Origin of the sequence: Coxiella endosymbiont of Ornithodoros amblus, assembly GCF_019425495.1 — a bacterium.
GTDB lineage: Bacteria > Pseudomonadota > Gammaproteobacteria > Coxiellales > Coxiellaceae > Coxiella.
Map to the genome: position 1 here is coordinate 1 of NZ_VFIV01000058.1, position 8,066 is coordinate 8,066.

Below are 8,066 nucleotides of genomic sequence, written 5' to 3' on the forward strand. Positions count from 1 at the left end.
AGGTGCGCAGGCGGGGATGCAGTGCACACATTAGCGGCGGCGCGCCTTTGGCGCCGCCTGCTTCCCCGCCTGAGCGAGAATGACGAAGGCTAAAATTGAAATGGTTGTGACTGACTTGTGAGGTAATAGATACGCCCACAGAATGGCCATCAAAATAGACAAGGAAAATTCGTGGATATCCGTAAAATTAAAAAACTGATTGAACTGATCAATGAAACCGGTGTTGGCGAAATTGAAGTGAAATCCGGCGAGGAATCCGTCCGTATCAACCGCTTTCCAACGCAAACTATTGCCCCCGTGGTTCCGTCCTTTGGCCCTGCTTTGGAGACGACTTTTCAAAAACCGGCCGTTGCAGAAAAAATACCCCTAAAAGAAGCTAAGGAACTTGCAGGGCATCGAGTGAAATCCCCTATGGTGGGAACTGTCTATCTTGCCCCTACGCCAGGAGCTAAGCCGTTTGTGAAGGTGGGGCAGCGTGTCTCGGTTGGCGATACGATTTGTCTTATCGAAGCCATGAAAATGTTTAATAAAATTGAAGCGGACAAAAGTGGCGTCATCAGCGCCTGCCTCGTTAAAAATGAACAACCCGTGGAATTCGATCAACCCCTCTTTATCATTGAGTCAAACGAGTAATCTTTCATGTTTAAAAAAGTATTAATCGCTAACCGCGGTGAGATTGCGCTTCGCATCCATCGCGCTTGTAAAGAAATGGATATTCAAAGCGTAGCGGCTTATTCAACCGCGGATCGTGATTTAATGCATGTGCGCTTAGCAGATGAAGCGGTATGTATTGGCCCTTCAAACAGCACGCACAGTTACCTCAGCATTCCGGCAGTTATTTCCGCTGCTGAAATTACAGATGTTGACGCCATTCACCCCGGGTATGGTTTTTTGGCAGAAAATCCTAATTTTTGCGAACAAGTGGAAAAAAGTGGATTCGTTTTTATTGGACCTTCGCACGAATCCATTCATTTAATGGGAAACAAAGTTTCAGCAATTAAAGCGATGAAGGAAGCAGGGCTCTCTTGTATCCCAGGCTCCGATGGCGCTTTAGGGAAAGATGAGGATGCTAATCTTCTTATTGCCGAGCGAATTGGCTACCCCGTTTTAATTAAAGCGGCTGGTGGAGGTGGTGGGCGAGGAATGCGTGTCGTGCATAGAAAGGGCGAGCTTTTAAATGAGATCGCCATGACACGAACAGAAGCGGTAGCAGCTTTTGGCACAGACGAAGTGTATATGGAAAAATTCCTCAAAAATCCGCGCCATATTGAAATTCAAGTTCTGGGCGACGGCCAAGGTCATGCTATTCACTTAGGGGAACGGGATTGTTCCATGCAACGCCGGCATCAAAAAGTGATTGAAGAAGCACCGGCTCCCGGCATTACGCCCAGACAAAGAGCCACCATCGGCGAACGTTGCGGACAGGCTTGTATTGAGATGAATTATAGGGGGGCGGGAACATTTGAATTCCTGTATGAAAACGGCGAATTTTATTTCATTGAAATGAATACGCGCATTCAGGTGGAACACCCCGTTACGGAAATGATTACCGGTATTGATCTTGTTAAAGAACAAATTCGGGTAGCGGCTGGCCTGCCGCTAGGTTATCGTCAAAGCGATGTCCAAATTAAGGGCCACGCCATTGAATGCCGCATTAATGCCGAAGACCCCAAAAATTTCATGTCTTGCCCAGGCCGAGTGACTGCCTATCACGCTCCCGGCGGATTCGGCGTACGGATGGACTCCCATTTATACGCGGGTTATAACGTCCCCCCATATTACGATTCTTTAATTGGCAAATTAATTGCGTACGACGAAAACCGCGAGGAGGCTATTGCGCGTATGAAAAATTCTTTAGAAGAACTTGTGATTGAAGGGATTAAAACTAATACACCGCTCCATTTGACAATGATGAAAGATGATAAATTTAAAAAAGGCGCTCAGAATATTCATTATTTAGAAAAGAAATTGGGATTTAAAAACTAGCGTCTTTTCACAATTCGCTAGGTTGAGCCAAAATAATAGAATTATAAACAGGTCCTAAAAAGCGAGCCGAATAAATTCTTAGGATCGCTGATTTCAGGCACCATATCCAACATATGGCCCACTTGAAAATCTTCGGCGAGGCTGTAAACCAAACGTAAGATCGTGTGGTCTTCTAACGCGAACCCTACCGAGTCAAAAATAAAAATTTCATCCGCGGAAGTCCGGCGAGATTTTTTCTTCTGAATTAATTCCCATAATTCCGCATAAACGTGGAAGTGGTTATAATTTTGTATTTCACCTTCTTCTTTGGATTGTTTGAGAAACTCAACCACCACTTTGCCACGTTCCAATATTTTCGGATCGAGTTCGGTTTTACCGGCGCGGTCACCGCCGATGGCGTTAATAGTCGTACCCGGTTGTATCCAGTCGTTTTTTAATATTTGGGTTTTTTCTTGAATAGCGGTGGCGGTTGTAATAATGTCTGCATTTTTAATGGCGGTTTCAATATTGCATGCTCTTTCCAAATGAAAAGGATATGACGATAAATTTTTCTCAAATTTATCGAGGGCTTTTGGATCTATATCGAAATACTTTATATTTTCAATATTAAACAGATTCTTATGCGCGATAACTTGAAATTCAGCTTGCGCACCTGTTCCCACGAGGGCAAACGTTTTTGAATCGGATTTAGCAAGGTGCTTTGAGGCTAAAGCCGACGTTGCCGCAGTTCGTAATGCGGTTAATAAGGTCATTTCGCTAATTAATACCGGGTAACCTGTTGCGATATCGGCAAGTATTCCAAGGCCAACGATTGTTAATTTATTGTTGAGGGGATTTAACGAATAACCATTGATGTATTTAACTGAGTAATAACCCTTTCCCCAAAACGGCATCAATTCAACGACGCCATTTTCGACATGAGAAACCAGGCGCGGCATTTTTTCAAATTCATTCCAGCCAGAGAATGTGGTTTCCAATTTTTCTATGAGCTGAGAAAAGAATTTTTCTAAGGTGACTTTTTGAATTAAACTTTTAATGTCATCGACGGTAATTACTCTAATCATAATTAAATCCCTTGCTTAATTTGAAAGAAGCCACCATTCTCTGTGCTCCCATTAATTTTCGCCAACGTAAATAGCCAGCCACGGCCAGGCTTAAATAAATGACCAACAAAATACTATGCGCGGGGATGCCTTAAAAACCACCTTTGAATGATCTTCCTACAAATCATCCATTGTGCGATTAAACTCAGTACGCTGGTCAGTGCATCTAAATAAGGCACTTGTGAGTTGCTGAAATGCTTTAATAATTCAGCAACGCCCAAAACACCCCCGGCAGCAAGGACGCTTAAAATAATAGCCCAACACCATGATAAATTTAAATGTGCCATTCTCCTAATTACAAGGCTCTCTCGAGTCCATTGATACCAACCATAAAACATCGAAAGAAAATAAATTCCCCTCTAACGTCATATCACCATAGATCCCTGCTAGGCCATACAAAACAATATTAGAGCAGTAGCTATCGTGCCGATTGGCTAGGCCCACTTATCCGCTTTGACATAAAAACCATCGAAAAGAAACCGAAAATAGCGCCTGATATATCAAGCGCATGTAATAAGAGTTTCATAATGCATGCAAGATACGATCCCTCCGGAGGGTTGTCAAGCGACTGAAACTGATACCCAATTTCGGCGCATTAAATAGTCTTCATACAGGCGTTCTTCCTCGCTGCCGGGTTTCGGCTGCCAATTGGGTCGCCAGACGACGCGGGGTGAGAGCGACATTAAGATCGATTCCGTTCGTCCACCAAACTCTAAGCCAAAACAGGTTCCTCGATCATACAATAAGTTAAATTCCACATAACGGCCTCGACGATATAATTGAAATTCGCGTTGACGCTCACCATATGGATGATTTCTACGGTTTTTCATAATCGGCAAATAAGCTTCTAAAAAGCTGTCGCCTAGAATCTTAATAAATTCAAAACAGTGCTTAAATTCCCATTCATTTAAATCATCAAAAAAATAAACGCCAATTCCGCGCGTGGCTCATTTCAATGTTTTAAATAAAAATAGTCGTCACAAGCCGCTTTGAATCGCGGGTAAATTGCTTCGCCAAATCGATCGCAAGCTTTTTGACAACTGTGTGCCAGTGACAACAATCTTCTTCAAAACCATAGTAAGGAGTTAAATCGTAACCGCCGCCAAACCACCAGCAGGGGTCAGCCTCGTCTTTTCCGGACTATAAAAAGCGAAAATTGGCATGAACGGTTGGTACATAAGGATTGCAGGGGTGAATCACCAAAGAAAGGCCTTCTGCTTGAAAAGCAAAGCTGCTAATTTCAGGGTATTTTTGGGTGGCGGCTGAAGGCAATTGATTTCCATAGACGCACGAAAAGTTCACGCCATCTTGCTCAATGACATACCCTTCCGTCAAAAGACGCGTTTGACCACACCACCATTGGGCTTTTCCCACAAAGTCTCTTGAAATCGACTTCCCCCCTCTCTTCTTTTTCGAAAGCGCGACAGAGGCGATTTTGTAAGGCCTTTAAATATATACCCACTTCGGTTATTTTATTTTGACTATCTTTTATCATCGAATTTCGTTTTTCCATCACTCCCATGCAGACGGGAATATAAACCGTAGCGCGTACGAAGCGTCAGCGCAATATGGGACCGATGCTTACCCGTATTTCGCTGACGCTTTATACAGGCTACTTCCGCCTTCGTAAGTTGGATTAGATTATTCAAACTCCATTCTGTTAATTAACACATTGCCTTCATTAATCTGCTTCAATCCTTTTTGATAAAGTGTTTTTTCCACTTGCGATAGTCATTCATATTCTTCCAACGTTAAAGATAACGGCAACATTGGTTCCAGCGTTCATGTTTAATATATAATCGCACATTTCTGCAAGGTGCGAACGATAATATGCGCCCCCGTAACCAATAAACTGTTCAGCAAGATTGACCAGCTTCAATCTCATTCATCCCATCACCTACGTAGACGAAAAGATGATGATTTAGCCTAAGGGCTTCAATCACTTTACGTTTACCGAGCTAGTAGGTTAGCGGGGATTCGGTCTCATAATTCAGATACCGCCCTTTTCCATCGAAAATAAACAGCCACGGCAAAAACATGCGAAGTCGGAATCCACAATCCCTTCGCAAATGCTTCAACCGCGGCCTGGATTCCCGCCGAAATGACATAAACCGTTTTATTTAGTTATGTAAAATGGAAATAATCTCTGCGGAAGCGGGAGTTGAATTTGATAATATTGCTCATCTAATTCACCCACTTGATCTTTAGTGGGATCTAGCAATTCAAGAGCTTTCGATAAATATCGGCTGTAATTCCGGTAAGGTTCATCGCGATTTCAGTTAATAGTCGCACTTCCGAATCCACGTTATTAATTTCAGCCAGGTGATTGATTCCTTCAATTTGACTCAACGTTCCATCACAATCAAAAGTGACTGCATCGATCGGTGTTCTGATTCGCCACGGCATTGCCAACATTTTTAATTCTCTATTTTTGGGATGCTTATTGTATACTAATTGCTATTTTCAACCAATAACAAAGATTGTAATGAGCAGCCCAATCCAATGGACTTCGCGCACTTCACTTATTTTCGCTACCGCCGCTATAGCCATTAGACTCGGAAATATCTGGCGGTTTCCTTATTTAGCAGGTCAAAACGGCAAGGGCGTGTTTGTTTTCCTTTAGCTCCTTCTTGTGATTTTATTGGGCGTACCTTTTAATGACGTCGGAAGTTTTGCTCGGGCGGATAGGGCGAGGCAATCCCACTCTTGCTTTACAAAATGTAGCGTTAATCATAAAGCGAAGCCACCATTGGGAATATTTGGCGGCATAACCATTGCAGCCGGCTATTTAATTCTAACTTAACTATGTCGTCATTGCCGGATGGGTTCTCGATTATTTTATCCGAGATTTGTTTGGTCAATTTTACAACACCACCCATTCATCAATGATCGCTAATTTTAAAGCACTTCAGGCTAGCTCTGGCAGATGTTTGTCACGGGCACTTTCATCGTCAGTACTACAACGGCGATGACCGTTTTTAAGAATTAAAGAGACCTTGAGCGAACTGTCCGATTTATGTTATGTTCCCCACCTTAACCATTTTGATGCTAATTTTAGTGGCTTATGGGATGACAACCGATTATTTCTATCGTGCGCTCATTTTTATTATTTAAACCAGACTTTCACCGAGTAACGGCACTCATTGCTTTACTGGCATTAGGGCGGGCGTTTTTTAGTTTAAATATTACGATGGAAATCATTATTATGTTTGGTGCTTATCTCCCTTTTTTGTTGTTATTGTTCACTTCTTTTGCTTCCACAATTTCTTTTAATTAGAACCGAAAATTTCATAGATAATTGAAAATAAACATTTTTTTTATAAATAAAGTAGTTCCTATTTTGGGTTTTAAGCTTTGGTACTATTTTGTCTTTCAGTCACGCCCCATTTCAAGCATTTTTGCTTTACTTTTTTCAAGGGATTGACTTTTTAACTTCAGATATTATGCTATCACTGAGTGTTCTTTTAGCCGCTATTTTTCTGGCTTCTTATTGCCAACAACGCTCATTCAAAAAATGTTGGGTTAGAATCCACATAATTTTTGGTTTCGGTGTCGGCGATAGGGTAAACGTTATTTTACCAGTATCACCATTGGTTTAATTTTACTGATATCTTTGAGGATTTTATAATGAATTATAAAATCCTTCTTCTCGATAATATTTCTCCATGCGGGTTAGAAAAATTTAATCCAGAAAAACAAACGCTTTTAACCGAGTGTGAAGAACCCGATGCGATTTTAGTGCGCTCTTGCAATCTACGCGATAAAAAATTACTGATCGCGTTCAGGTCATTGGCCGTGCGGCATTGACGTTAATAATATTCCAGTTCGCTCCCTGACTTTGTCCAACGTTCCTATATTAAACACGCCAGGGGCCAACGCTAACGCTGTAAAAAAACTGCTGATTACCGGAATCCTCTTAGCAAGCCGCCATATTTATCCCGCACTTGATTACGTATGTCATATTGAATAATGATAAAACGATCACTCACCAAGTCGAAAAAAATAAAAAACGTTTTTCTGGCTTTAAATTACCGGGGAAAACTTTGGCATCATCGGATTGGGGCAAGTCGGCGGAAAGTTGCTAATGCTGCCGTTCGACTGGGTATGAAAGCCATCGGTTATGATCCAGCTATTACGGTACCAGTGCCTGGGAATTGTCCTCTGAAGTAGCGCAAGCTGAATCACTGCGGGCACGTCTTAAGAAATAGTAATTTTGTCACAGTACACGTACCCCTCAATACTCATACCCATCATTTAATTAACGAAGAAGCGATTGAACAAATGAAAAATAACGTCGTGCTCCTTAATTCGCCCGCGCTGAAATTGTGGACAATCAAGCATTAGCCAAAGCCTTATCCAAAAACAAAATTCAAAACTATATTTGCGATTTTCCCAGTATGATTTTTAAATCCTTCCCACAAGTTATCTGTTTGGCACACCTAGGTGCTTCCACCAAAGAAGCAGAAGAAAATGCGCTATTATGGTTGTTGAGCAAGTACAAGATTTTTTAGAAAACAAGTTATATTCGCAACTCCATTAATTTTCCCACCGTCAAGTTAGTGCGCACTGAAGGCTGTCGAATCACTATCACTAATAAAAACGTGCCTAATATGGTTGCACAAGTTTCTACCGTTTTGTCACAAGCAGGTATTAATATCATCAATATGATCAATAAATCCCGGGATGAAATCGGTTACACGATCATCGATGTCAATAAAAAATTGATCAGAACATTCTTCACCAGTTGCAAAGTAGCGACGGCATCATTCGAGTGCGTCTTCTTTAAGCATAGTTAAATTTTATTGAATTCTTAAGTCTTATTTAATTTAAGTAAACGCCTTTTTATATTCATTTTCTCTCCATACACGAAGGAAAGCGATGAGTTTGTTTCCTGAGCAGGTGGAATTAATGGAAAGGCTTGTTTTAATTGAAGCAATTGATTATTGGGTTGAAAATAATTTCCCTTACATTTTCTAA

At 41.5% G+C, this 8,066-nt stretch carries 7 protein-coding genes and 4 pseudogenes; 5 read left to right on the plus strand and 6 right to left on the minus strand.

The features are described 5' to 3' along the window. Nucleotides 1-171 precede the first annotated feature (171 nt). Entirely contained in the window at nucleotides 172-633 is a 462-nt protein-coding gene (gene accB / locus FIV31_RS06545) for an acetyl-CoA carboxylase biotin carboxyl carrier protein (protein ID WP_280124217.1), read from the plus strand. Between the two features lie 6 nt (nucleotides 634-639). After that, a complete protein-coding gene (gene accC / locus FIV31_RS06550) occupies nucleotides 640-1,986 on the plus strand; it encodes an acetyl-CoA carboxylase biotin carboxylase subunit (RefSeq protein WP_280124218.1) in 1,347 nt (448 codons plus the stop codon). A 41-nt stretch (nucleotides 1,987-2,027) separates the two neighbouring features. Here accC and FIV31_RS06555 read toward each other — a convergent pair whose 3' ends face one another. From FIV31_RS06555 to FIV31_RS06570, 5 genes and pseudogenes are all read right to left on the minus strand, one after another. Beyond that, a complete protein-coding gene (locus tag FIV31_RS06555; RefSeq protein ID WP_280124219.1) occupies nucleotides 2,028-3,050 on the minus strand; it encodes an ornithine cyclodeaminase in 1,023 nt (340 codons plus the stop codon). Continuing rightward, nucleotides 3,043-3,615 (minus strand): annotated as a pseudogene (locus tag FIV31_RS06560) (nicotinamide mononucleotide transporter family protein). Before FIV31_RS06560 ends, FIV31_RS06555 begins: the two are co-directional and overlap by 8 nt. Before the next feature lie 34 nt (nucleotides 3,616-3,649). Then, on the minus strand, nucleotides 3,650-4,024 hold the full coding sequence (locus tag FIV31_RS08670) for a coproporphyrinogen III oxidase (RefSeq protein ID WP_425278279.1): 375 nt from the start codon (nucleotides 4,022-4,024) through the stop codon (nucleotides 3,650-3,652). A gap of 25 nt (nucleotides 4,025-4,049) precedes the next feature. Next, nucleotides 4,050-4,463: pseudogene (locus FIV31_RS08675) on the minus strand (coproporphyrinogen III oxidase). 267 nt (nucleotides 4,464-4,730) lie between these two features. Further along, nucleotides 4,731-5,504: pseudogene (locus tag FIV31_RS06570) on the minus strand (HAD-IB family phosphatase). 70 nt (nucleotides 5,505-5,574) lie between these two features. Here FIV31_RS06570 and FIV31_RS08680 point away from each other — a divergent pair. Continuing rightward, a complete protein-coding gene (locus FIV31_RS08680; protein ID WP_425278278.1) occupies nucleotides 5,575-5,712 on the plus strand; it encodes a hypothetical protein in 138 nt (45 codons plus the stop codon). 103 nt (nucleotides 5,713-5,815) lie between these two features. Here the strand turns inward: FIV31_RS08680 and FIV31_RS06575 are convergent, their stop codons facing one another. Next, entirely contained in the window at nucleotides 5,816-5,950 is a 135-nt protein-coding gene (locus FIV31_RS06575; protein ID WP_280124220.1) for a hypothetical protein, read from the minus strand. Nucleotides 5,951-6,180: 230 nt separating this feature from the next. Between FIV31_RS06575 and FIV31_RS06580 the strand changes: the two genes are divergently transcribed. Together FIV31_RS06580 and FIV31_RS06585 are read left to right on the plus strand one after the other, a co-directional pair. After that, nucleotides 6,181-6,366, plus strand: a complete 186-nt coding sequence (locus FIV31_RS06580; RefSeq protein WP_280124221.1) for a hypothetical protein — start codon at nucleotides 6,181-6,183, stop codon at nucleotides 6,364-6,366. 350 nt (nucleotides 6,367-6,716) lie between these two features. Continuing rightward, nucleotides 6,717-7,875, plus strand: a pseudogene (locus tag FIV31_RS06585) (phosphoglycerate dehydrogenase). Nucleotides 7,876-8,066 lie beyond the last annotated feature (191 nt).

Bases quoted from the DNA above. Each gene is read 5' to 3' on its own strand.
- FIV31_RS06555 (WP_280124219.1), bottom strand. From the start codon at position 3,050: ATGATTAGAGTAATTACCGTCGATGACATTAAAAGTTTAATTCAAAAA.
- accC (WP_280124218.1), top strand. From the start codon at position 640: ATGTTTAAAAAAGTATTAATCGCTAACCGCGGTGAGATTGCGCTTCGC.
- FIV31_RS08680 (WP_425278278.1), top strand. From the start codon at position 5,575: ATGAGCAGCCCAATCCAATGGACTTCGCGCACTTCACTTATTTTCGCT.